Source organism: Zoogloea sp., from assembly GCF_041904905.1.
In the GTDB taxonomy this organism is placed as follows: Bacteria; Pseudomonadota; Gammaproteobacteria; order Burkholderiales; family Rhodocyclaceae; genus Zoogloea.
This window is the reverse complement of sequence record NZ_JAYRMI010000029.1, coordinates 21672-45769: the sequence shown is the minus strand read 5'-3', so window position 1 is coordinate 45769 and position 24098 is coordinate 21672. Positions and strand designations below refer to the sequence as shown.

The 24098-nt window shown below is 70.2% G+C and carries 20 protein-coding genes; 3 read left to right on the top strand and 17 right to left on the bottom strand.

Features of this window, described 5'->3' with window-relative positions; all coding sequences use genetic code 11:
• The 6 genes from ACE3N6_RS10290 to ACE3N6_RS10265 all read right to left on the bottom strand — a co-directional run.
• Nucleotides 1–1690, bottom strand: a 1690-nt coding sequence (locus ACE3N6_RS10290) for an AAA family ATPase (RefSeq protein WP_374245427.1), incomplete at its 3' end; no start/stop codon positions are given.
• Nucleotides 1687–2799, bottom strand: coding sequence for an exonuclease SbcCD subunit D (locus ACE3N6_RS10285; RefSeq protein ID WP_374245425.1), 1113 nt, complete (start codon nucleotides 2797–2799; stop codon nucleotides 1687–1689). The genes ACE3N6_RS10285 and ACE3N6_RS10290, both read right to left, overlap by 4 nt.
• Nucleotides 2800–2872: 73 nt before the next feature.
• A complete protein-coding gene (locus tag ACE3N6_RS10280; protein ID WP_374245423.1) occupies nucleotides 2873–5809 on the bottom strand; it encodes an EAL domain-containing protein in 2937 nt (978 codons plus the stop codon).
• The gene (locus tag ACE3N6_RS10275) at nucleotides 5806–9210 is read right to left on the bottom strand and encodes a response regulator (RefSeq protein WP_374245421.1); all 3405 of its coding nucleotides are present in this window, start codon (nucleotides 9208–9210) and stop codon (nucleotides 5806–5808) included. Before ACE3N6_RS10275 ends, ACE3N6_RS10280 begins: the two co-directional genes overlap by 4 nt.
• On the bottom strand, nucleotides 9207–9743 hold the full coding sequence (locus tag ACE3N6_RS10270) for a YfiR family protein (RefSeq protein WP_374245419.1): 537 nt from the start codon (nucleotides 9741–9743) through the stop codon (nucleotides 9207–9209). The genes ACE3N6_RS10275 and ACE3N6_RS10270 overlap by 4 nt, the downstream gene beginning before the upstream one ends.
• Before the next feature lie 19 nt (nucleotides 9744–9762).
• The gene (locus ACE3N6_RS10265; RefSeq protein ID WP_374245417.1) at nucleotides 9763–11814 is read right to left on the bottom strand and encodes a TonB-dependent receptor plug domain-containing protein; all 2052 of its coding nucleotides are present in this window, start codon (nucleotides 11812–11814) and stop codon (nucleotides 9763–9765) included.
• A gap of 252 nt (nucleotides 11815–12066) precedes the next feature.
• On the opposite strand from ACE3N6_RS10265, the gene ACE3N6_RS10260 reads away from it, so the two are divergent.
• Nucleotides 12067–12618, top strand: a complete 552-nt coding sequence (locus ACE3N6_RS10260) for a winged helix DNA-binding protein (RefSeq protein ID WP_374245415.1) — start codon at nucleotides 12067–12069, stop codon at nucleotides 12616–12618.
• Here ACE3N6_RS10260 and ACE3N6_RS10255 read toward each other — a convergent pair.
• The 11 genes from ACE3N6_RS10255 to ACE3N6_RS10205 form a co-directional block, all read right to left on the bottom strand.
• Nucleotides 12615–12875, bottom strand: coding sequence for a SemiSWEET family sugar transporter (locus ACE3N6_RS10255; protein WP_374245413.1), 261 nt, complete (start codon nucleotides 12873–12875; stop codon nucleotides 12615–12617). The genes ACE3N6_RS10260 and ACE3N6_RS10255 overlap by 4 nt on opposite strands.
• Nucleotides 12876–12878: 3 nt before the next feature.
• The gene (locus ACE3N6_RS10250; RefSeq protein ID WP_374245411.1) at nucleotides 12879–13895 is read right to left on the bottom strand and encodes a 2Fe-2S iron-sulfur cluster-binding protein; all 1017 of its coding nucleotides are present in this window, start codon (nucleotides 13893–13895) and stop codon (nucleotides 12879–12881) included.
• A complete protein-coding gene (locus ACE3N6_RS10245; RefSeq protein WP_374245409.1) occupies nucleotides 13886–14218 on the bottom strand; it encodes a non-heme iron oxygenase ferredoxin subunit in 333 nt (110 codons plus the stop codon). The genes ACE3N6_RS10250 and ACE3N6_RS10245 overlap by 10 nt, the downstream gene beginning before the upstream one ends.
• Before the next feature lie 52 nt (nucleotides 14219–14270).
• Nucleotides 14271–15431, bottom strand: a complete 1161-nt coding sequence (locus ACE3N6_RS10240; protein ID WP_374245407.1) for an OmpP1/FadL family transporter — start codon at nucleotides 15429–15431, stop codon at nucleotides 14271–14273.
• Nucleotides 15428–16210 (bottom strand): SDR family oxidoreductase, encoded by a 783-nt coding sequence (locus tag ACE3N6_RS10235; protein WP_374245405.1) that lies wholly within the window; start codon nucleotides 16208–16210, stop codon nucleotides 15428–15430. The genes ACE3N6_RS10240 and ACE3N6_RS10235 overlap by 4 nt, the downstream gene beginning before the upstream one ends.
• Nucleotides 16211–16358: 148 nt before the next feature.
• On the bottom strand, nucleotides 16359–16898 hold the full coding sequence (locus ACE3N6_RS10230; RefSeq protein ID WP_374245403.1) for a flavin reductase family protein: 540 nt from the start codon (nucleotides 16896–16898) through the stop codon (nucleotides 16359–16361).
• Nucleotides 16888–18156 carry a styrene monooxygenase/indole monooxygenase family protein gene (locus ACE3N6_RS10225; RefSeq protein ID WP_374245401.1) on the bottom strand — a complete coding sequence of 423 codons (1269 nt, stop codon included), beginning with the start codon at nucleotides 18154–18156 and terminating at the stop codon, nucleotides 16888–16890. Before ACE3N6_RS10225 ends, ACE3N6_RS10230 begins: the two co-directional genes overlap by 11 nt.
• A 27-nt stretch (nucleotides 18157–18183) precedes the next feature.
• Entirely contained in the window at nucleotides 18184–18663 is a 480-nt protein-coding gene (locus ACE3N6_RS10220; protein WP_374245399.1) for a nuclear transport factor 2 family protein, read from the bottom strand.
• Nucleotides 18664–18675: 12 nt separating this feature from the next.
• Nucleotides 18676–19020, bottom strand: a complete 345-nt coding sequence (locus ACE3N6_RS10215; RefSeq protein ID WP_374245397.1) for a hypothetical protein — start codon at nucleotides 19018–19020, stop codon at nucleotides 18676–18678.
• A gap of 11 nt (nucleotides 19021–19031) precedes the next feature.
• Nucleotides 19032–20237, bottom strand: coding sequence for an SRPBCC family protein (locus tag ACE3N6_RS10210; protein ID WP_374245395.1), 1206 nt, complete (start codon nucleotides 20235–20237; stop codon nucleotides 19032–19034).
• 39 nt (nucleotides 20238–20276) lie between these two features.
• A complete protein-coding gene (locus ACE3N6_RS10205) occupies nucleotides 20277–21599 on the bottom strand; it encodes an acetamidase/formamidase family protein (protein WP_374245392.1) in 1323 nt (440 codons plus the stop codon).
• Nucleotides 21600–21865: 266 nt separating this feature from the next.
• Between ACE3N6_RS10205 and ACE3N6_RS10200 the strand changes: the two genes are divergently transcribed.
• Both ACE3N6_RS10200 and ACE3N6_RS10195 read left to right on the top strand, forming a co-directional pair.
• The gene (locus tag ACE3N6_RS10200; RefSeq protein ID WP_374245390.1) at nucleotides 21866–23371 is read left to right on the top strand and encodes a PAS domain S-box protein; all 1506 of its coding nucleotides are present in this window, start codon (nucleotides 21866–21868) and stop codon (nucleotides 23369–23371) included.
• Entirely contained in the window at nucleotides 23352–23984 is a 633-nt protein-coding gene (locus ACE3N6_RS10195; RefSeq protein ID WP_374245388.1) for a response regulator transcription factor, read from the top strand. Before ACE3N6_RS10200 ends, ACE3N6_RS10195 begins: the two co-directional genes overlap by 20 nt.
• The last annotated feature ends 114 nt before the right edge of the window (nucleotides 23985–24098 follow it).

Below are 24098 nucleotides of genomic sequence, written 5' to 3'. Positions count from 1 at the left end.
CGTCGGGGGGCGCGGCGGGCAGGCGGGCGAGGGCTTGGGCGGCGTCGGCGGCGCGGGCGCGCTCGGCGTCCAGGTCGGCCTGGAGGGCGTCGAGGCCGCGGGGGGCGAGGGCGGCGAGCCGGGCGGCGGCGGTCTTGACCTCGAAGTCGAGTTGCTGGGCGGTGCGGTGGCGGGCTTCGGCGGCGTCGAGGCTGTCGAGGCCGAGGCGCTGGAGGTGGTCGGCGTGGGCGTCGGCGAGGTCGATGGCGGCCTGGGCGAGCCGGGCGAGATCGGCGCCGCCGGGGGTGACGGTGAGCCGGCCGAGGCCGGGCAGGGCGATGGCGGTGGCTTCGAGGAGCTGGCGCTCGCCGCTGCCGGCCACCGGCTCGCCGCCGATGGCGATGTGCTGCCCGTCGTCGAGGTGGAACTGGAGGCGGGTGGCGGCGGCGGACTGGCGGAGGCGGGTTTCGTCGAGCTGGCGCTGGCGTGCCCGCAGGGCGGCGAGGTCGGCGTCGTCGATGCGGCTGGCGGCGGCCTGGGCCTGGAGGGCGTGGAGGCTGTGCCGGGCGGCGTCGGCGGCGCGGAGGCGGTCGGTGCCGTCGGCGGCTTGCTGGCGTAGGCTGGCGAGGCGGGCGGCGAGCTGTTGGCGGGTGTCTTCCTGGCGGGCGAGGCGCAGGGCCTGGCGGGCGGTGTCGGCGGCGCGGGCGGCGTCGGCGTGGCGGGCCTGCCACTGGGCGGTCTGGCGGCGGGCGTCGTCGGCGCGGTGGGCGGCGTCGGTGGCGTCGGCGTGGCGGCGGCGGGCGTCGTCTTCCTGGCGGGCGAGGGTGTCGAGCTGACGGTGGAGGAGCTGGATGCGGGCGTCGAGCTGGCCGGCTTGCTGGCGGGCGCCGGTGAGTTCGGTTTCGAGGGTGGCGATGGCGTCGAGGCGTTCGGCGGCGCCCCGGGCCTGGGCGCGGAAGGCGAGCCAGGGGCGGGCGGCGTCGTCGGCGGCGTGCTCGCGGCGCAGGGCGGCGAGGCTGTCCACTTGCCGGCAGTAGCCGGCGATGGCGGTGTCGAGTTCGGCGAGGCGGGCTTCGAGGGCAGCGACCCTGGCTTCGGCGTCGGCAAAGGGGCCGCGGGGGCGCCCGCCGGCGGGGGTGAGCAGCTCGTTGCGGGCGGCTTCGACCTTGGCGAGGATGGCGTCGCCGCGGCTGCTGGCGACTTCGCCGAGAGATTGGCCGAGCACCCGGTTGAGGTGGCCGGCGGCGTGCTCGACGGGCTTGGCGATGGTCTGGGCGCTGCCCTGGGCGATCCACAGCAGGCCGGGGATGCCCCAGTGTTCTTCGGTGCTGGCGCCGCGGCCGGCGAACTGGAAGCCGAGCAGTTCGGCGAGCTGGTCTTCGGCGTCGGCGCCGTCCAGGTGCTGGTTGCCCAGTTGCAGGTCGCAGCGGGCGCGGCCGAGGAAGCGCTTGACGAGCCGGCAGGGTTGGCCGTCGAGTTCGAAATCGAGTTCGACGGTGGGGGCGGCGGCGGTGTCGCCCCAGGGTTGGAGGTCGTCCACGCGGCGGGAGCGGTGGCGCTCGAAGAAGGCGGCGCGGATGGCGGCGACGAGGGTGCTCTTGCCGGCTTCGTTGGGGCCGGTGATGACGTTGAGGCCGGGTTCGAGGCCGGCCAGTTCGAGGGGCTGGCGGAACTGCCGGAACTGTTCGATGCGCAGGCGGGTGAGCTTCATGGGGCGGCGCTCCGGTCGTCGGCGAGGAGGCCGGCCAGCAGGGCCAGGGCGTCCCGGGCGGGGCCGTCGGGGCGGGCGCGGAGGTCGGCGCCCAGGTCGGCGATGACTTCGCCCAGGTAGCCGTCGGCGTCGAGGGCGGCGATGTCGGCGTCGGTGGGTTCGAGGCGCAGGGCGTCGAGGTTGGCGCTGAGGCTGCGGGCCTTGCCGCCGGCGCGGGCGATGGCGTCGTGCAGGCGGCGGTGTCCGGCGAGGTCGGTGTGGCCGCGCAGGGTGAGCTGCACGACGTCGGCGGGGCCGTAGCCGCCGAGGCGTTCGAGGGCGGCGTCGAGGTCGGTGGGCACCTGCAGGTCGACGGTTTCGTCGAGCCAGCGGTACTGGCCGGTGGCGAGGCGGGTGACCTGGGGCGGGGCGCCGGGGCCGTCGAGGCGGACGAGCAGGGCGTTGCCGGAGTCGTTGGCGCGGAAGCGGTCGGTCTCGGGAGTGCCGGCGTACCAGCAGCGTTCGTCCACCTGCCGGGTGCCGTGCCAGTCGCCCAGGGCCAGGTAGTCGAGGTGGGCGCTGGCGGCGCGGCCGGCGGCGATGGGGTTGGAGGCGTCGATGCCGTCGGCCAGCAGGCCCTCGACGCTGCCGTGGGCGAGGCCGACGCGGGGCAGGCCGGCGGGGGTGGCGGCGCCGGCGAACCAGTCGGTGAGGTCGGCGTGGGTGATGCGCTGGGTGAGGGGCGCCGGGAGGATCGCCAGCCCGGCGACGGTGAGCGGGGCGGGCTGCAGGCAGAGGTGTACGTTGGGGGGCACGGCGCCCAGCCGCAGGGCGCGGGTCCACACCGATTCGGCGAGGCCGGCGTCGTGGTTGCCGGGGATCATCACCCACGGCCCGGCAAAGCCGGCGAGGGCGTTGAACAGGCGGAACACGGTGCGGTCGGCCACGCCCTGGGCGTCGAACACGTCGCCGGCCACCAGCACGGCGTCGACCCGGTGCTCGGTGGCGAGGCGGGCGAGGCGCAGGATGGCGGCGAGGCGGGCGTCGGCGAGGAGGGCGGCGTCGTCGGGCTCGAACTGGCCGAAGAGTTTGCCGATCTGCCAGTCGGCGGTGTGCAGGAAGGTGGTCACGGGGGCGGGGCGAAAACGGGGAGGCGGCGCGGATTGTGGCACGCCCGGCCGGCCGCGGGGGCGGGCGGCCGGATCAGCCGCGGCAGAAGGCTTCGAAGCGGTCGGCCGGCACGGCGCGGGAGTAGAGGTAGCCCTGGGCGTAGTCGCAGCCGATCTGGCGCAGCAGGTCGCGCTGGAGTTCGGTCTCGACGCCTTCGGCGATGACCTTCAGGCCGAGCTTGTGGGCCATCACGACGATGGCTTCGCAGAGGGCGAAGTCGGGGGCGTCGGGGCTCAGGTTGCGGGTGAAGGATTGGTCGATCTTGAGCACGTCGATGTCGAACTTCTTGAGGTAGGCGAGCGACGAGTAGCCGGTGCCGAAGTCGTCGATGGCCACGCCGATGCCGGCGTCGCGGAGGCGCAGCAGGATGTCGAGGATGCCGGGCTCGGTGTTCATGAGCAGGCCCTCGGTGATCTCGATGACGAGGTTGGCGCCGGGCAGCTCGCCGCTGGAGAGCTGGTCGAGCCACTGGCGGCAGCTGGGGCCGCTGCCGTTGAACTGGACCGGCGACATGTTCATGCTGACCTGGAAGTCGGCGCCGAGGGCTTCGCGCCAGCGGCGGGCCTGGCGGATGACCTGACGGAAGACCCACTCGCCCAGGTCGTGGATGATCCCGGTGTCTTCGGCGACGGGGATGAACACCGCCGGGCTGACGTTGCCCTGGGTGGGGTGCTGCCAGCGCAGCAGGGCTTCGGCCTTGGTGACCCGGTTGGTGTCGAGTTCGACGATGGGCTGGTAATAGACTTCGAGCTGCTCGGCTTCGACCGCCCGGCGCAGCTCCGCGGCCAGCCGGACGCGCTGTTCGGCACTTTGCTGGAGGGCCCGGGTGAAGAAGCGGAAGCAGCCGCGGCCGGCGTCCTTGGCGAGGTACATGGCCTGGTCGGCGTGCTTGACCAGCTCGCTGATGGTGAGGCCGTCTTCGGGGAACACGGCGATGCCGATGCTGGCGGAGACGAAGTGTTCCTGGTGGGCCAGCAGGAAGGGTTCGGACAGGCGGTCGATGATGTCCTGGGCGATCCGGCCGATCTCGCTGCCGCCGTGGAGTTCGGACAGGATCACGGTGAATTCGTCGCCGCCCAGCCGGGCCACGGTGTCGTAGTCGCGCACGCACTGGCGGATGCGGCTGGCGGCTTCGACGAGGAGCAGGTCGCCGATCTCGTGGCCCTGGGTGTCGTTGACCTCCTTGAAGCGGTCGAGGTCGATGAACAGCAGGCCGACCGCGGTGCCGTTGCGCTGGGCCTTGCGCACTTCGCGCTCCATGCGGTCGTTGAACAGGCGGCGGTTGGGCAGGCGGGTGAGGTGGTCGTAGTTGGCCTGGGTCCAGATGAGGTTGTCGACCTTCTTCTTCTCGGTGATGTCGGAGAACAGCACGACCCGGCGGTGCACCGAGGCGTCTTCCCGGTAGAGGGTGCTGACGGTGGCCCAGGCGATGAACTCGCGGCCGTCCTTGCGCCGGCTGGTGATCTCGCCCTGCCAGCGCCCGGTGCTGTTGACCGCCGCCCACAGGTGCCGGTAGGGCTCGGGGTCGGAGGGGTCGGCGGGCAGCATCACGGGTTCGTGGCCGGCGGTTTCGTCCTGGGTGAAGCCGGTGATCTCGGTGAAGGCGGGGTTGACGGTGAGCACCCGGTTGGCGGCGTCGATCACCATCACCGCTTCGGTGGTGGTGGCGAACACGGTGGCGGCCAGGTGGAGGTCTTCTTCGGCGCGCACCCGGCCGGTGATGTCGCGGTTGCTGCCGCGGGTGCCGAGAAAGCGCCCGCGGGCGTCTACCACCGGCTGGCAGATGTGCTCGATCCAGCGCTCGGAGCCGTCGCGGGCGCGGATGCGGAAGTTGGGCAGGTGGTGGCCGTCGGGGCTGGGCTGCTGCTCGTCGTGGGCGTCCCAGATGGGGAGGTCGTCCGGGTGGATGAGCTTGCGCATCAGGCCGGGGTCGCCGACGAAATCGACGGCGCTGTAGCCGGAGACTTCGTGGCAGGCGGGCGAGACGTAGAGGTAGCGGCCGTGGGGGTCGATCCAGTATTCCCAGTTGGGGGAGTACTCGGCCAGGATGCGGTACTTCTCCTTGCTCTCGGCGAGGGCTTCGTTGGCTTCCTGGAGCGAGGCCATGCGCTCTTCGATGAGGTGCTCGAGGGAGCGCTGGAGGCGGCTGAGATCCAGGTGGGTGCGCACCCGGGCGCGCACTTCGTCGATGTCGAAGGGTTTGGTGATGTAGTCGGCGGCGCCGATGGAGAAGCCGTGGAGCTTGTTCACGACGCTGTCGGCCACGGTGACGAAGATCACCGGGATGCGGCCGCCGCCGGGGCTGGACTTGATCCGCTGGCAGACTTCGTAGCCGTCCATGCCGGGCATGATGATGTCGAGGAGCACCAGGTCGGGCGGGTTGGGGCCGGTGGCGAGTTCGACGGCGCGCTGGCCGTTGGCGGCCACCATGATGCGGTAGTCGTCGTGGAGCGCGGCGGAGAGGCCGTGGAGGTTTTCGGGGATGTCGTCCACCAGCAGCAGGGTGGGCTTGTCGGCCCGCAGCACGGCCGCGGCGCCGTTGCCGGCGGCGGTCTTGCGGCGGTGGCTGCGCAGTTCGAGCTGGTTGCGCACGCGCAGCAGCAGGAGTTCGGGATTGACCGGCTTGGTGACGTAGTCGGCGGCGCCCAGGCGCAGGCCGACGGCTTCGTCGGCGGTTTCGGCCAGGGCGGTGACGAAGATCACCGGGATGTCGGCGGTGGTCGGGTCGGACTTGAGGCGGTGGAGCACCTCGTAGCCGTCCATGCCGGGCATGCGGATGTCGAGGAGGATCAGCTCGGGCGCGGGCTGGCGGGTGGCCAGTTCGAGGGCCTTGGGGCCGGAGGTGGCGACGATGACGGCGAACTCGTGGCGCAGGATGCCGACCAGCACGTGGAGGTTCTCGTTGACGTCATCGACGATGAGGACGCGCGGCTTGTGGGGCTTGTCGGCGGGGGCGGGGGTGTCGTTCATGGCTCACCGGCCAGTTCGGCGTGCAGGCATTTGAGCAGGGCGATGGCCTCGTCGATCTCGAAGAGATCGAGCTTCTCGGCGATCTCCTGGATGACGGTTTCCACCGCCGTGCCGGCGACGCCTGCGCGCAGTGTCGTCATGACCGCCTGGGCGGCGCCCAGGTCGGATTCCAGCAAGTCGAGCAAGTGTGCCACTTGTCGGGTTGCTTCGGAACGGTCCATGCCGCCGGTGGGGGCAGCGGCGACCGCGGGGGCTTCGAGGCCGGCGATCTCGCTCATCACGGCGCCGAGCAGCTCGGACATGTGGGCCAGTTCGGCGGGCGTCGGCCGGGTGTCCTGCTTGAGCCGGTTGTCGATGGCGGTCACGCAGGCGAAGAGGGCTTCGGCGCCGATGTTGCCGCTGACGCCCTTGAGGGCGTGGCAGAACTCTTCCGCTTCGCGCAGCGGGCGCTCGTCGATCATGGCGCGGAGGGTGTCGGCGGCCCCGGCGTAGCGGGCGCGGAAGCGCTGGAGCTGCTTGCGGTAGGCGCTCTGGTCGCCGCCGATGCGCCGCACGCCTTGTTCGGCGTCGATGGTGGCGAGGCCGCGCAGATCGGGGTCGAGACCGCTGGCGGCGGAGGGCGCGGGCTGGACGGGCTGGGGGATCTTGAGCCAGCGGGCCAGGGCGGCCTGCAGGCGGTCGGGGGCGACGGGCTTGGTGATGTGGTCGTTCATGCCGGCGGCGAGGCTGCGCTGCTCGTCGTGGGCCATCGCCAGGGCGGTCATGGCGATGATCGGCAGGTCGCGGAAGCGCTCTCCGCCCGGCGCTTCGCCGAGGGCGCGGATCTGGCGGGCGGCCTCGAGGCCGTCCATCACCGGCATGTGGATGTCCATCAGGACCGCGGCGTAGTCGTGCTCGCGCACCCTGGCGACGGCTTCGGCGCCGTTCACGGCGCAGTCGACCTCGGTGTTCATGCTGCGCAGCAGCTCGGTGGCGAATTCGCGGTTGATGTCGTTGTCTTCGACCAGGAGCAGGCGGGCGCCGCGCAGGTCGCAGCTGCCCTGGCGCAGCCCGCCGGTGCGCCGCTCGTCGAGGATGCGCCCGCGGCCAAGGCTGGTGAGGATGGTGTCGAGGAGCATCGACGGGGACACCGGCTTGACCAGGAAGGCTTCGGCGCCGGCCTGCTCGGAGGCGCGGATGACGTCTTCCCGGCCGTAGGCGGTAATCATCACGACCTTGGGTTTGTGGCGGATGGCGGGGTTGGCGTGGATGCGCCGGGTGACCTCGTCGCCGTTCATCATGGGCATCCGCCAGTCCATCAGCACGATGTCGAAGGGCGGGTCGGCGGCCTGGAGCAGGCTGAGGGCGGTGGGGCCGCTGGCGGCGACGCTGACCTCCAGGTGGAAGAAGCGCAGCATCTCGGCGACGATCTCGCGGGAGACTTCGTTGTCGTCCACCACCAGCACGTGGATGCCGCCGAGCAGCGGGCCGGCTTTCTCGACGAGGCGCTGGCGGTGGGTGCGGGCTTCGGGCGAGACCTTGAGGTGCACGGTGCAGCACACGGTGGTGCCTTTGCCGGGGACGGATTCCTCGATCCAGATCCGCCCGTCCATCAGCTCGACCAGGTGCTTGCTGATGGCGAGGCCGAGCCCGGTGCCGCCGAAGCGGCGGGTGGTGGTCTGGTCGGCCTGGGTGAATTTCTGGAACAGCCGGCCGACGAGTTCGGGGGTCATGCCGATGCCGGTGTCGCGGATGGAGAAGTGCAGGGTGAGGTCGGTGTCGCTGGCTTCGATGCAGCGGAAGGCCAGCTCGACTTCGCCCTTCTCGGTGAATTTGACCGCATTGCTGCACAGGTTGAGCATGATCTGCCCGAGCCGCAGCGGGTCGCCCACCAGCACCGGGGGGATGGTGACGTCGTAGCGGATGAGGAACTCGATGCCTTTCTGTTCGGCCTGCAGGACGAGGGTGTCCTTGAGCTGTTCGAGCACGGCGTCGAGGCCGAACTCGATGGATTCGATCTCGAGCTTGCCGGCCTCGATCTTGGAGAAGTCGAGGATGTCGTTGATGATGCCCAGCAGCGAGTGGGCGGCGCCCTGGGCCTTGGCGAGGTAGTTGCCGAGCCCGGGGGGCAGGTCGGCCTTGAGGGCGAGGTAGAGCATCCCGATGATGGCGTTCATGGGGGTGCGGATCTCGTGGCTCATGGTGGCGAGGAACTCGGATTTCATCCGCGAGGCGTCCTCGGCGAGGATCTTGGCGCGGAGCATCTCGTCCATCGCGGCACGTTCGGCGGTGATGTCCTCGACGACGCCCACCATGCCGCGGGCGGGGTCGGCGGGGTCGATGACCCGGGCCGACAGGCGCACCCACATCCGGCGCGCGTCGGGCTGGGGCACTTCGAGATCGCAGCGCACCGTCTCGCCGCGGGCCAGGGTGGCGTCGGCGCCGTCGGGGCCGTGCCACAGGCGGGCGAGTTCGGCCACCGTGGCGTCGTCGGCGCCGAACATCTCTTCCATCCGCCGGTTCCGGTGGGTGATGGTGCCGTCCCGCACCAGCACGATGCCTACGCTGGCCGAGTCGAACAGGGCCTGGAGTTCGGCGGTGCGGGCCCGCACCCGCTCTTCGAGTTCTTCGTTGGCGAGCTTGAGCTGGGCTTCGTTGTCGGAGAGGCGGCGGTTGCTGTCGATGAGGGCCTGGTTGCGCTCTTCGATGGCGTCGAGCATGCCGTTGAAGACGTCCACCAGGGTGCCCACCTCGTCGTCGCTCTCGCCGGTGGCGCGCAGGCTGTAGTCCTTGCCGGTCGAGATGGTCTTGACGGTGTGGGTGAGGCGTTCGATGGGGCCGGAGACGATGCGCTGCCAGCGGGTGGCCGCCAGCAGGGCGATGAACGACACCGCCATGGCGATCAGCCCGGCGAACAGCAGGTAGTCGCGCCAGAGCTGGTTGAGTTCGGCAAAGCTGGCGCGGATGAAGACGGTGCCCAGCTGCACGCCGTCCTCGATCACCGGCTCGGTGAGGTGGAGGTAGCCGTCTTCGATGAGGGTGGCGCTGCCGCCGGCGGGCGGGGGCGGGAAGCGGAAGGGGCTTTCCTCGCCGCTGTCGTAGCGGGCGAAGACGCGCCCGTCGGCGTCGTAGACGCAGGCGGCGACGATGGCCCGCTTGACCTTGAGGGCGCCGAGGGTTTCGCCGACGACCTTGTCGTCGTTGAAGATGAGGGCGGCGGTGCTGCGGTTGGCGACGATCCGGGCGAGGGAGGACAGATCGCCGATGAGCTGGTCGGTGACGCGCATCCGCTCGTAGGCCACGAAGCCGGCGGCCTGCACGATGAGGGCGCCGATGCTGGTGGCGACGATCAGCAGGACCAGCTTGGTCTTGATCTGCAGCCGGTCGAAGGCGCCGCGCTTGTCGGTGGTGGGCTGCATCATTGCACCGTTCTGGCCAGTTCGAGGAGCTTGGCGCTGATCTTCAGGTTGGCCTGGCGCGCTGCCTCTGGATTGATGTCGAGTTTGATCCGGCCGTTCTCGGAAAGAAAGCCGACGATGCCGCCGCCGGCGGCGAAGCCGTCCGCGTCGCTGACGGTGAGCACGCCGCCCCGCAGCCGGGCCAGGGTGTCCTGCCAGCGGCGCTCGGAGCGGCCGATGAACAGGGCGTGGCAGCCGGAGAGGTCGGCGCCCGGAGCCAGGTCGACCCGCAGCGGGCGATCCTTGATCTGCTTGCCGTTCAGTTCGGCGAGCAGCTGCGCCACCGCGTCGGTGCCGGTGACGCACAGGCGCAGGGGCTCGGCCGCGGCGCCCGGCCATTCGACGAACTTGAGGACGTGGAAGACGTAGGCGGCCTTGATCTTGGCCTCCAGCTCGCCGGCGGCGTGCACCGGGGCGTGGGCGAGCACCAGCAGCAGGGCCAGCAGCCCGCCCAGACTGGGCAGCAGGCGGTGCGGTCGGGGAGCCGGGGCGGTCATCGGGGGCGGTGGGCGGCGGTCAATAGCGCACTTCCACACCGGCAAAGCCGTTGATGCCCGGATCGCGGAAATCGAAGGGCATCCGGTACTGGCGGTCGGTGAGGTTGTTGAGGTCGGCGGTGAGCAGCACGGTTGCGTCGGCGCTGCGGACGAGCAGCTTCTGGACCCGCAGGTTGAACACGCCGTAGTTGCCGAAGGGCAGCCGGGCGCTGCGGTCGGTGCTGTCGTAGTAGCGGCCTACCCAGTGGTAGTAGGCCGCCAGGGTGAGTTCGCCGGGCAGGGGGACGACCAGCCCGGCGTTGGCGAGCCGGGCCGGCGCGAAGGGGATCTGGCTGCCATCGTGACCGGGGTTGAGGGTGTCGCTGACCCGGGTGCGGGTGTGGGTGAGGTTGGCGAAGGCGGTGAGGCCGGAGCCCAGGGTGTAGCGGGTGTCCACCTCGAAGCCGGCGGAGCGGGCGCCGCCGGCGTTCTCGGAGCGCACCTGGGAGGGCACGGCGCTGACGATGTTGGTGACGATGGCGTCGCTGATGGTGTTGAGGAAGCCGCGCAGGTTGAGGTGGAGGGCGGAGGTGGCCTGCCAGTCGAGGCCCAGGTCGCGGCCGATGCCGCTCTCGGGGCGCAGCGCCGGGTTGGGCAGCTCGCCGCTGGCGCCGGGGGTGGGCACGGTGCCGCCGATCTGCTTGGCGGTGGGCACCATGAAGCTCGAGCCGGCGTTGCCGTAGAAGGCCAGCCCGGGCGACAGGTTGTAGCGTGCGCCGACGCTCCAGAGGTTCTTGCTCCAGCTGGCGTTGGCGGTGGCGGGCACGCTGCCGCCCAGGAGGGCGTAGTCGTGGTGGATGGTGTTGCGGCGCAGGCCGGCGCGCAGCACCCAGTCGTCCAGGCGCAGCTTCTCCTGGACGAAGTAGCCGGCGGAGCGGGCTTCGGCCCGGTTGGCGGGGGTGCCGACGCCGGCCGGGCTGCGGGTGGTGGTTTCGTAGTCGACCCACTGGCCGTCCACGCCCAGGGTGAGCATGGAATCCTGGCCGTGGCGGTGGCTGAGGGTCAGGTCGGCGGGGCGGATGGTCTGGCGGTTGATGTCGCGATTGACCAGGGCCAGGCTGGCGGGGTAGCCGTCGTTGGCGAAGCGCCGGTCGTAGCGGCGTTCGCCGGATTTGAACTGGAGGTGCCAGTCTTCGCCGATGGGGTTGTTGTAGGCGAAGTTGAAGGTGCCGTAGGTGTGGTCGAAATCCCGGTTGGGGCGGCCCATGGTGCCCTGGTGGGCGGTGTGCTGGTAGAACAGGCTGACCGTGTGCTCGGGCTGACCGAGGGTGTAGACGAGGTTGGCGAACAGCCGGTCTTTTTCGTAGTGGGGGTGGTCGGTGGTCTGCAGCCACGAGCCCGCGTTGCTGTACTGGCGGTAGTCGGCGCGTTCGTGGCTGGCGCTCACGATGTAGCTGAGCTGGCCGCTGGCGCCCTGGGTGTAGGCCCGCGCGGTGCGCGCGCCCCACGCGCCGAAGCCCGCGCCAAAGCGGGTGAGCGGGGTGTCGATGCGGTTCTTCAGCACGAAGTTGGTGGTGCCGGCCAGCGGCGCCTCGTTGCCGACGAAATCCATCGTCAGGTAGTTGGAGTACAGCACCGAGGCCGGGCCCTTGTGGATCTCGACGCGCTCGATGGCCGAGCTGTCGAGGCTCATGGCGTCGGCGAAGGCGTCGATCGGCAGGCCGTCGAGGAGGTAGCTGTTGTACTTGGGCCCGAGGCCGGCGTAGGAGCCCCAGTTGGCGTCGTTGCGGGACAGCACATTGACGAACTGGCCGGAGGTGTGGCGCATCAGTTCGGCCAGGTTGCCGTTGGGGGTGGGCAGGCGCTCGATCTCGTCGCTCTTGAGGACGACGATGCGCTGGGTGACGGAATCCGGGCTCTGGCCGAGCTTGGTGTCGGTGACGACGAGGTCGGCGAGCTGCTCCAGGCTGGTGGCCTCGACGAAGCCGCTGAGGGGGAGGTGCTTGATGTCGCCCGGCGCGGACGGCGGGGCGTCGGCGTGGGCGAGGGCGCACGACAGGGCGATGACAGGGGTAAGGTGGTGCGGCTTCATGGACCCTTCCATGATCCTGCCGTGCGTGGTGTGGCGAACCGGTCGGCAACGATTTTTAACAGATATGAGGCCGGGATGTTATAGCGCGTTTGCCGGAAGATCAAACGAATATGGGCCGGGGGCGGGTGCCACGCAGGCCGTGGTGGATGCCGGGGCGTGCCGGGCGGGACGCCTTCCGGTTTGACGGGTGCCCGGCGCGGTCCCGATCTGGGTTAGATTCGGGGCTGTGCCAACCGATGGAGTGAGCCCGCCATGACCACCGACCCCGCCACCGCCCCCGACGATGTGCCCGCGTCTGCGGCGCAGCCCTGGCATCTGGCCGCCTCCGACGCCGAGCGGGTGGTGGCCGATTTCGAGCACGCGCTGATCTGCCTGTGCGAGGCCTTCGGGCGCTACAACCTGCAGGGGCTGGCGGGGGTGCCGGGGGAGGTGAGCTTCTCCGGGCAGGACAACATGGTGCTGCACATCGTCCAGACCCTCGACCGGCCCAAGAGCCTGTCGGACATCAGCCGCTTCATGAACCGCGACGACCTGGCCAACATCCAGTACAGCGTGCGCAAGCTGTTGAAGGCCGGGCTCATCGAAAAAGCCAGCGACCGCTCGGCCCGCGGCACCACCTACCGCAGCACCGACGCCGGGCGGGCGGTGGTGGCCGATTTCGTGGCCCGCCGGCGCGAGCTGGTGCTGGCCCCGGCCGAGGAGATGGAGCAGCTGCGCGAGCAGCTCCGCGGCGCCACCAAGGTGATGAGCCACTTCATCGGCCTGTACGATCAGGCCGCGCGGGTGCTCACCACCCGCGGCTAGCCGTCGCCGAACCGGCGCTTCATCGCCAGGATCACCAGCGCCACCAGCAGGATCACCCCGTTGGTGAGCACCAGCGGCAGCGCGCCGCGGCGCAGGCCATAGACGATCCACAGGGCCACGCCGGCGATCAGCACCGCGTACATCGCCCACGACACGTCCCGCGCGCTTTTGGTCTTCCAGATCTGCCAGGCCTGGGGCACGAAGGCGGCGGTGCTGAGGCAGCCGGCGACGGTGCCGATGAGGGTGTCGATTTCCATCGCTCAGAAGAACCGGTCGAAGTGGATGCGCTCGGGCGGCAGGCGGTGGGTGACCTGCAGCAGCTGCTGGACGGCCTCGACCATCGGCGGCGGGCCGGCGAGGTAGAACTCCGCATCCGCCAGCCGCTCGCCCAGCACCGCTTCGGCCAGTCGATGCACCGGGCCCACCGGGCCGCGCCAGCCATCGCGGGCAGCGGCGTCGGCGTCCGACACCGCGGCGTGGTAGCGGATCGTCTCGCCGAAGCCGGGCAGGGCAGCCAGATCGGCCTCGCCGCACAGGTCGGCCGGGGTGCGTCCGCCGTAGAAGAAATCCACCCGCCGCCCGGCGAGCGCCGGATCGGCCGCCACGCCGCGGGCCACCGACAGCATCGGCGCGAGGCCCGAGCCGCCGGCGATGCACACGATGTCCCGCGGGCTGTCGCTGCGCAGGTGGGCCAGGCCGTAGGGGCCGTCGAGGCCCACCGTGGCGCCGACGGCGAGGCGCTCGAAGAGCGTGGTGGTGGCGCCGCCGCCGGCCACCTTGCGGATGCGGAAGTGCCACTCGCCCGCCGCGTTGGGCAGGTTGGCCATCGAATAGGCGCGCTCCCGATCCAGGCCGGGCAGGGCGAGCAGGGCGTACTGGCCGGGGCGGAAATCCGCCGGGGTGTCGGTGCGCAGCACGAACTCGCGGATGTCGTGGGTCACCTGCCGGCTGGCGACGAGGGTGGCGGTGTGGCGCACCGGGCGGAGCGCCGGCTCCGGCTGGGGATGCTGGCGCAGCTTGTGGCGGACGTCGCCGGCCGGCAGGCTCTGGCAGGCCAGCACGCGGCCCTTGCGGCGGTCGCGGTCGGAGAGGCCCGGCGCTTCGGGCCACAGGTTGGCCACTTCGCCGGCGGTCACCTCGCAGCGGCAGCAGCCGCAGGCGCCCACGCCGCACTCGTAGGGCAGCGCCAGCCCGGCGCGCAGGCCGGCGCGGAGCAGGGTGTCGCCCTCGGCGCAAGCGAAGCGGGCCTCGCCGTCGTTCAGGTCGATCAGGGGCATGCGGCCTCCGTCTCGTCGATGGCGGCGTAGATGGCTTCGTCCTTCACCTCCACGCGATACACGCGCAGTGGGATGGAGCACGGGGCGCCGGCCGGGCGGCCGGTGGCGATCTCGAAGGCGCCCTGGTGATAAGGGCACTCGACCACGCCGTCGTCGCAGTCGATCTCGCCGTCGCACAGGGACGCATCGCCGTGGGTGCAGGTGTCGTCGGTGACGTAGAAGCGGCCGTCGAGGTTGAACACGGCCAGGGGCGGTCGGTCGGTGAGTTCGACGCGGTGGCAGCCGCCAGCGGGCACGTCGCGGGTGGAGCAGAGCTGTTTCATGGGCGTTTCCTTTCTTGTCGTCGTGGGCCGGGCCGAAGCCCGGCCGGCCGGGTTACCACTTCCAGGCGTAGGCGGCGCCGATCCAGTTTTGCGACATGCGCACATCGACGCCGGCGCTGGGGCCGGTGCCCTTCACTTCCTCGCCCAGCACGCGGGCGTACACCACCGACAGCTCGCTGCGGTCGGGGAGCGTCCAGGTGGCGCCGGCGGTGACGTGGTTCTGGGGCGTGACGGGCGCCAGATAGTTGAGGGTGGCGTCCTTCGCGGCGACGATCTGGGTGCCGTGGCTGAAGCCGCCGCGCACCTGCAGCGTCGGGGTGGCCTGCCAGCTGGCGCCGATGCGGCTGATGGTCTGGCTGCGCCAGCCAAAGCCCGCCTGAGGCGCGGTGAGGGGGTTACCCAGCGAGTTGATGTCGCCCCAGTTCACCCGCATCAGATCGGCGGCGATCACCACGCCCTCCACCGGCCGTACGGCGATGCCCACGCCGTAGCGCTCGGGCACGTCGAACTCGCCGTTGTGGGCGAGCAGGTTGCGGTAGGCGTCGAGCTTGCCCATGCGCATCTGCGCCGCGTACATGGCGCCGAGGGTGACCTTCTCGCTCACCTGGCCGGTCCAGCCGAGCTTGAAGCCGGCACCCATCGAGGTCTCGGTGCCCTGGCCTTCCTGGCCGGTGGCGTCGGGCACGCCGTCCACGCGGAAGCGCTGGTAGGCGAGGTCGAGCGACACGCCGACCGCCTGGGTGTCGGAGAGCTTGACCGCGTAGGTGGGCGAGACGATCACCTGCATCAGCTTGGCGCCGTCCTTGCCGCTGCCGGGGCCGCCGAGGATGTTGGTGTCGTACTTGGTGGTCACGCCGTTGCCGTACACCGACACGCCGACGGACTGGCGGCTGTCGAGCATGCGGTTGTAGCCGAACTCGGGGATCGGGATGGCCTTCACGCCGTCTCCGTCGAAGTCGGTGCCGCCAAAGGTGGAGGCGGGCTTGGGCATCACCACCGCGAGGCCCAGGTCGAGCCGGTTGCCCACCAGCGCCATGCCGGCGGGGTTGTTGGCGGCAGCCAGGGCATCCTGGGGCAGGGCGATGGACGCGCCGCCCATGCCCTGGGCCTTGATGCCGTAGCCGTGGGGCATGGTGCCGTTGGTGGCGAGGGACGGCAGGCTGGTGGCGAGCGCGGCAGCGAGAAGGGTGAGGCGCAGGGGCAGGCGGGTCATGACAGCAGCTCCGAGATGGGGGAAGTGGCCTGCTCGGGGCCGAGCGCCGCGTAGCCGCCATCTACCGGCAGGTTGCTGCCGGTGATGAAGCGGGCGTGGTCGGAGGCGAGGAACAGCACCGCGTCGGCCACTTCGGCCGGATCGCCGATGCGCCCGAGCATGTGGAAGGGGCGGGCGACGGCGTCCACCTTGTCCCGGTCGCCGCCGGAGATCTGGTCGAGGATGCCGGACCAGGTCCAGCCCGGCGACACGGCGTTCACCCGGATGCCGTCGGCGGCCAGATCGAGCGCCGCGCTGCGGGTGAGCTGGAGCACCGCGGCCTTGGTGGCGGGGTAGGTCCACCGCCCGGCCTGGGCCACGCCGGCGCTGGTGGAGCCGAAATTGATGATTGCGCTGCCCCGCGCCATGTGGGGCCGACAGGCGCGCAGGAACATCGCCGCGCCGAACACATTCACCGCAAAGGCCTTCTCCCAGTCTTCCCGCGGGGAGGCGGGGCCGTTGTCGGCGTAGATGGCGGCCACGTTCACCAGGCAGTCGATGCGCCCGAAGGCCTTCAGCGTGGCCTCGACGCAGGCGTCGATGTCGGCGTCGCGGCTCACGTCGGTGGCGACGAAGCGGGTGGTCTCGCCCAGCTCGGCCACGAGCGCGCTGCCGCCCTTGATGTCGATGTCGGCGATGACCACCTTCGCCCCCTCGGCCACGAAGGCCCGGGCGATGGCGGCGCCGATGAGGGTGGCGCCGCCGCTGACGATCACCACCTTGTCCTTGAGTCCTCTCATGTCGGTTCCTTGATGTCTTTGATTCGAAATGCGTCAGGCGTGAGGAAGGGGGCACGGCGATCCGGTTGTGCGCCCCAGCGTCAGCGCACCGGGCCTCAGCCCGGCCTCCTCACTCCTAACCCCTTACTCCTCACTGCCCTTGCCGGCCTCAGCCGGCCAGGGCCGGTTCGGCCGGCAGGGCGGCGCCGAGCTTGCCGCGGCAGAACAGCAGCGGCGTGCGTTCGCTCCAGCGGAAGCGCAGCACCCGGCCGAGGAGGATCTGGTGGTCGCCGCCGGGATAGACGGCTTCCAGCGCGCACTCGAACTGGGCCGCCGCGCCGGGCAGCAGCGGCGCGCCACCGGCGCCGGGGGTGACGGCCAGCCCGGCGAACTTGTCGGCCACCGGGCGGCCGAAGCGGTGGCACAGCTCGATCTGCTCGTCGGTGAGCACATTCACCGCGAAGTGGCTGCCCTCGCAGAAGGCGGCCAGGCTGGGCGAGCGGTTGGAGAGGCTCCACAAAATCAGCGGCGGGTCCATCGACACCGAGTTGAAGGAGCTGGCGGTGAGGCCGACGGGGCTGCCGTCCGGCGCGACGGTGGTGACGACCGTCACGCCGGTGGCGAAGCTGCCGAGGGCCTTGCGCAGGGCCTGGGGATCGCCGCTCGGGCCATCCCCCGCCCAGCGGGCGGAGTGGGTGTCAGGCTGCACAGCGTTCCTCCGTGCGTTCGGCAACGAAGCGGCGGGCCTCGTCCAGATCGGCGATCCACGGCCAGTAGTTGCGGGGGTTGTCGAAGCAGCGCATGAAGGCGTCGGCCACCGGCGGGTGCTGGGAGGCGGCGCCCAGCACGGTCATCACCGGTTCGCCCGACGGGTTGAGCAGGGCGTTGGTGAAGGCGGTGGTGTAGCTGGCGGATTCATCCCAGAAGGTCTCGAAGGTGTCCTTCATCCAGGCGGCGTCGAAGGCGGCGTTGCCGTGGGCGACGATGCGGGCGACCAGGTGGCGCACCATCCGCGCGGCGTTGTTGGAGCCCTGGCCGGCGATCGGGTCGTTGAGCACCGCGGTGTCGCCGATGGCCATCACAGAGGCGCCGGAGGGCAGCTGGCCGACGGGTTTGCGCACGGTGGGCACGAAGGCGCCCTTGAGCCACGCGTCCTCGTCGGTGAGTTCGGCGCCTTCCAGGTGGTGCAGGTCGTCCGGGGCGAACTCGGCGACTACCTGACGGGCGATCTCCAGCAGCTCGTGGCCGTCCCTGGCGTCCTGGAAGCGGTCCATCGGGCCGCCGGGGATGGCTTCGAACAGGAAGCTGCGGCACTCGCCGCGGGTGTGGGTGTAGAAGGGCAGCGAGAAGTACTCGCCCACACCGGCGATGAAGTTGAAGCGCAGCGGGCGGAAGGGCACGCGCTTCCAGGGTCGGTCGCCGGTGAGCTTGGGGCCGGTGAGGAGCATCGCGGCGAGGTTGCGCGGCGGCGCGCTGTGCACGCTGCGCTCGTCGTCGCGGGCGAAGAAGGCGTTGATCTGGCCCTTGCCGGCGGCAACCATCGTGAGGTCGGATTCGGCGGCGATCTTCTCCAGGTCCGTCACCGACACGGCCTGGACGATCAGCTTGCCGCCGCGGCGGGGGAATTCCTGCAGCCAGCGGGAGAACTTGGTGCGCTGGTCGAGGGCCTGGCCCTGCAGGTCGCCCAGGCGGCCCTGCACGGTGAGGCCGATGCTGCCGTCCGGCCCGCGGAAATCCACGTGCATGCCTTCGCCGAAGGGCACCAGGTCTTCCCAGAAGTTGAGGCCCAGCTCGCGCTCGGTGGCGAGGGTGGATTCAAACAGGAAGGCGGTGCTGGGGATGCGGCTGTTGAGCACCTGCTCGGGGCTGCGGTCGGTGTAAAGCGAGACGGAATAGCCCTTGTCGAGGAGGGCGAAGCCGAGCAGCAGGCCGGCCTGGCCGCCACCGATGATGGAGATCTTGCGCATGATTGGGTCCTCGGAATCTGTGTGGGTTCAGTCGGCCGCCGGCAGGGTCTTCCAGCCGTCGGCGTGCGGGCTCAGGAGCTTCAGGTGCAGGCGGACGTGGGTGAAACGCCAGCCTTTCCTGCCTTTTTTCAGGCGGCTTTCGTACCAGCCGCCGATCCAGTGGGCCTCGGCCGCCTCGCCGACCCGCGCCAGCTCCCACAGGTACCAGTGGCAGCGGGCGTGGCGGCCGTCCGGGGACGGCTCGACGAGGGGCGAGACCATGTAGTGAAGCGACCAGCGGATGGCCTCGCGGCCGATCCGCGCCAGCTCTGCGGCAATCTCGTCGCGGCCCCGGTAGTGGCCGAAGCCTTCGCACACCCATTCGGCGCGCTTGGCGAACAGCGGCCCGAGGATGGCCGGGTCGTTGTTGCGGTCGGCGCCAAGGGCGTAGCGGGCCACCAGGGCACGGATCGCCTCGATGTCCTCGAGGCGGGTGAGGCGGGCGGCGAGATCGGGCGCGGGCTTCATGATCGAGTGCGCTTACGCAGCCACGCGGCCGTGGTCGGCCACGAAGCGGGCTTCGTCGAAGCTGTAGGGCACCTTCGGGTCGCCGCCGTAAAGCTCGATGTGCGGTGCCACTTCGGCCAGCGACAGGGCCAGGTGGAACAGGCGCGCCGACGCCGGCGGCAGCTCGCCCAGGGGGAAGGTATCGACGTGGGTGAGGATGTCCGGCAGGCGCGGCAGCATGGCCTCGTAGAAGGCGCGCAGCTCGCCGCGGCTGCTGCGGATGCGGCGCTGCTGGCGTTCGTCCTGGGTGGCCAGCGCCCAGGTGGCGACCAGCGGCTCGAGGACTTCGAAGGACTTGGGCAGGGAAAGGTCGGTCATCGCGGTGTTCCTTACTTGGCGTGCATGTAGGCTTCGAGGGCGTGGTAGCCGTGGCGGATCAGGATTTCGTCGTCCTGCAGGTACATCACCTGCTTGGCGCCGGATTCGAGGGCGGTCTGGGTGTCTTCCATCGTCGCGGTGTCTTCCAGCCAGGCGTTGCGCTGCAGGCACTGGGCGTGCTCCAGCGCCCAGCGCTGGCTGTTGGTCTTGGCCGGGCGGACGTAGTACTTGCCTTCCCACAGGGTCTTGTTGTGGGCGATGGGCCAGAACTGGTGGGTGAACCAGATGCCTTCCGACACATGCAGCAGCAGGTTGGGGAAGAGCACCGACAACTCGAAGGAGAAGTCGTCGCGGCGATCCGGGTTCACCGTCGGCGGCAGCATCGAGGCGCCGCGCTGGGCGACCAGCGAGCCGGTGGCGAGGCTGTTGGCGATCTTGGCGACCGGGGTCGGTTCGGCGTTGAGGGACAGGCAGATCGCGGTGGTGCGGTGCGGCCCGAACAGTTCGACGTTCTGCAGGCCCGACGAGAACACGTTGGGGAAGGAGCCGGCGTGGATGGTGGCCACGTGGTAGGCCTCGGCGAAGGCGTCGTGGGCGACCTTCCAGTTGCAGTCCAGGTAGGTGTGGTAGCTGAAGCACTGGGACAGCTCGCCATACGGGAAGCCGGCCAGGTGGGTGCCGATGCCGCCCAGAAACTCGGCCAGCGGGGTGACGTTTTCGGATGGGTCGAGGTTCACGAAGATGAAGCCTTCCCACACGTCGGTGTGCACCGGGGTGAGGCCGTTCTTCGCCTTGTCGAAGTCGGCGGAAAACTTGTTCTCCTCGGGCACCTGCACGATGCTGCCGTGGGCGTTGTACACCCAGCCGTGGAAGCGGCAGGTGACCACCGCCGCCTTGTTGCGGCCGAAGGTTTCCTCGCCGGTCTCGACCACGACCTTGTTGCCGCGGTGCGAACAGGTGTTGTGGAAGCCGCGGATCTGGCCGTCCTTGCCGCGCATGAGGATCACCGAGGTCTTGGCGAAGGCGAGCTTCTTGACCTTGTAGTCGCCCGGCTTGGCGATCTCCTCGACGCGGCCGACCTTCAGCCAGCTCTTCAGGAAGACCTTCTGGCGTTCCTGCTCGAAGAACTCCGGCGACACGCAGGGTTCGACCGGGATCGGGCCGGTGCCGAGGTCGGGGTACTTCGCGGCCCATTTCAGGTCGTTGGGGGCATTCATGGGTGTGCTCCTTCAGTTTGGGTGGGTGTGGATGCGGGTTCAGGCGGCGTCGAGGCCGTATTGCTGGCGTACGAGGTGGCCGACGCCGATGCGGTCGAGGATGGGCATCGGGCACTGGAAGGTGACGCGCACCACGCCGGGCAGGCGGCTGATCTCGATGGAGCCGGCGAGGGTGGCGCGGTTGAGGATCTCTTCCGGCGACAGGCCGGTGACCTTGGCGGCGCGGTCGACGCCGTTGTGGGTGGCGTCGTTGAGGGTGCGGCCGGTGCCGATGAAGGTGATCGGGCCGTTCTCCTCGACCGTGGCCTGGCCGAAGCGCGCGGCCAGGGCCTGCACCGCGGCGCGCTGCTCGCGGTTCATGGGGCGGGCCATGGGCGGCAGGTCGTCGGGGCGCTGGAGCAGGATCGGGCCGTCGAGGGTGAGGCCCTTGATGACCTCCACCTTTACCTCGGTGATGCCCGACACGTCGGTGGCGTGGCCGGCCACCTCGCCGTTGCCCTGCTGGGCGTGCATGTCGCCCATGTAGATGCCGGCGCCGGGCACCTTGACCGGACAGATCAGGATCGCCCCGGCGCGCACCGAGTTGGTGTCCATGTGGCCGTCGGTCTTGTGCTGTTCCAGCTCGGCCTGGGTCATGGCGTAGGCGTGGGGCGCATCTACCAGGAAGCTGCCGAAGTCGCCGGCGTTGTGGGAATCCGGCAGGTCCTTCGACGGGGTGGTGCCGATGTTGCCGAGGAAGGGCTGCATGTGGGCCGCGAGGCCGACGATGTCGGCGCGGGCCAGCGACAAAATCGAGTGCTGCTCGGAATGCTCGGGCAGGCGGGCGTTGTCTTTGGCGTGGGCGGCGAGGCGTTCGGCGGCGGCCTTGTCGACGGTGAGGGAGACGTTGTTGTCCTTGTCGAGGACGATCACGTAGCCGTTGGTGAAGCGGAAGGCGTTCACCTCCGCGCCGCACACGTCGCAGTGCACGGCGTCGTCGCCGATGCCCTCGATGTGGCTGGGCGGGCTGACGGTGCCACAGCTCGGGCACAGCTTGGCGACGAAGGGGTCGCCCAGGTAGCGGCCATCCACGAAGGCCATCACGCCCGACGAGGTGGCCAGCGAGGTGACCTCCATCCGCTGGATGTGGATCGCCACCGCGTCGCCCACCTGGGCGCCTTCGACGGCCACCGGCTGGGACACCTCATGGCCGCCCTGGAACTTGGGGGTAATCATCGGGCCCCAGCAGCCCGGCGGGGTGCCGACGCGGAGGGTGCCGCCGTCGGCCACCGGGCCGAGCATCGGGTTGCCCGGCCCGACGATGCCGCGGGTGTAGGTGGAGACGACCACTTCGCGCTGTGCGCTGGTTGGCTTCTGGCTCATGGAAATCACTCCTTGCGTTGGGGGCTGGGGTTACGCTTGGCACCGGTACGCGGGGTGGGCGAGATCCCGCTGGCCGGAAGCCGATGGCTAATTTTTCAATTAGATTTACACTGTAATTTCACATTTACGAGCGTCGTTCCGTCATCGACGGCAGGTGCTGACAAGGCTATCGGCGGGGTTTCGGGGCGTAAATCGGGCGTCGCATCTAAGCGACTAGGTACAAGTGCTTATCGGCCTAAAGCAGGAGCGGCCGGCGGAGAGATGCCATGCAGGTGGCGACCAACTATCAGGACGTGTTCGATCACGCCAACGACGCGATCTTCATCCACGACGAGGAGAGCGGCGCGATCCTCGACGCCAACCGGATGGCGGCCAGCCTCACCGGTTATCCGGTGGATCTGCTGCGCTGCATGGACGTGGGCGACATCAGTTCGGCCCGCCGCGGCTGCGACAGCCGGGCGGCACGGGCGCTGATCCACCGGGTGATCCAGGACGGCCCGCAGATCTTCGAGTGGTGGCTGCGCCGGCCCGACGGCAGCGACCTGCCCGCCGAGGTGAACCTGAAGCGCATCATCTCCGACGGCCACCCGCGGGTGATCGCGCTGGTGCGCGACATCCGCGAGCGCAAGGAGGCCGAGGAGCGGCTGGTGGCGCGCGAGGCCTACTATCGGCGGCTGATCGGCAGCATCAGCGACGGCATCGCCATCCTCGACCGGCGCGGCCACGTGCGCTGGGTGGGGCCGTCGATCCGCCAGGTGCTGGGCTTTCGCGAGCGGGAGGTGCGCGGGGTGAGCGCGTTCCGGCGGATGGACCACGACGACGCCAACCGGCTGGCGGCGCTGCTCGAACAGGCCGCGCGGGACGCGGGCGGGGTGGTTCCGCTGGCCTACCGCATCCAGCACCGGGACGGCAGCTGGCGCCACCACGAGGGCAGCTGCGTCAATCTGCTGGAGGACAAGTGCGTCGATGGCCTGCTGGTCACCTTCCGCGACGTGACCAGCCGCATCGAGGCCGAAGCCCGGGTGCGCCAGCGGGACATGGAGCTGTCGCACATGGCGCGGCTATCGACCACCGGCGAGATGGCTTCGGCGCTGGCCCACGAACTCAACCAGCCCTTCTTCGCGATCATGAACTTCGTGGGCGGGGCGATCCGCCGGGCCCAGGCCGGCCGGCTCGACGACGCCAGCCTGAAGGAGGTGCTGGAGAACACCCGCGTCCAGGCCGAGCGGGCCGGGCGCATCATCCGCACGGTGCGCAACTTCACCCGCAAGAGCGGCTATCACCGGGAGACGGTGGACATCCGCACCATCGTCGAGGAGATCGCCCCCTTCATCGAGATCGAGGCGCGCAGCCGGCGCATCCCGGTGCGCTACCGGCTGCTGCGCGAGCCGGCGGCGGTGAACTGCGACTGGGTGCTGATCGAGCAGGTGATCTCCAACCTCGCCAGGAACGGCATCGAGGCGATGGCGGACACCCCCCAGGAGCGCCGCCAGCTCACCGTCGCCACCACCCTCACCGCCGCCGGCACGGTGAACGTGAGCATCGAGGACCGCGGCCACGGCCTGCCCAAGGCCAACCCGGATCGACTCTTCGACGCCTTCTACACCACCAAGAAGGAGGGGCTGGGCATCGGCCTGTCGTTGTGCCGCTCCATCGTCGACTCCCACGGCGGCCACCTGTGGGCCACCCGGGCGGCGGGCGGTGGTGCCAAATTTCACTTCAGCCTGCCGCTGGCTACAGGAGAATCGAGCGATGTCCACCCCGACCGTTAAGCCTGCCGCCATCCCCACCGTGTTCGTCGTGGACGACGACGACGGGGTGCGCGAATCCCTGCGCTGGCTGCTCGAATCGGTGGGCCACCCGGTGCGGGTGTTCCGCAACGGGCGCGAGTTCCTCGATGGCTACGACGCCGACCGTCCCGGCTGCCTGCTGCTGGACGTGCGCATGCCGCTGATGGGCGGCTTCGAGCTGCAGGAGGTGCTGCGCATCGACAACCCGGCGCTGCCCATCCTGTTCCTCACCGGCCACGGCTCGATCCCCATGTCGGTGCGGGCGATGAGGAACGGCGCCTTCGACTTCATCGAAAAACCCTTCTCCGATCAGGCCCTCCTCGACCGGGTACAGGACGCCGTCAATCGCGCCGCCGAACTCCACCGCCAGCAACGCCACAGCCGCTCGATCAACCAGCTGCTGGCGCTGCTGTCGCCGCGGGAGCGCGAGGTGCTCGACCTCTTGATCGACGGCCTCTCCAGCCGCGAGATCGGCACGGAGCTGGGCATCAGCAAGAAGACGGTGGAGGTGCACCGCTGCCACATCCGCGAAAAGCTGGGCATCGGCTCGGTGGCCGAGCTGGTTCGGCTGGTGCTGAACAACGACGGGCGCTGAGCCTGGGGCTGGCCGGTGCATCCCGGCAAGATTTGTCCTACATGCCAATCCGCCCTGTCGGACAGAACGGCGGAATGCGCAAACCTATTCTGGAATCAGCACCACGAATCGGGA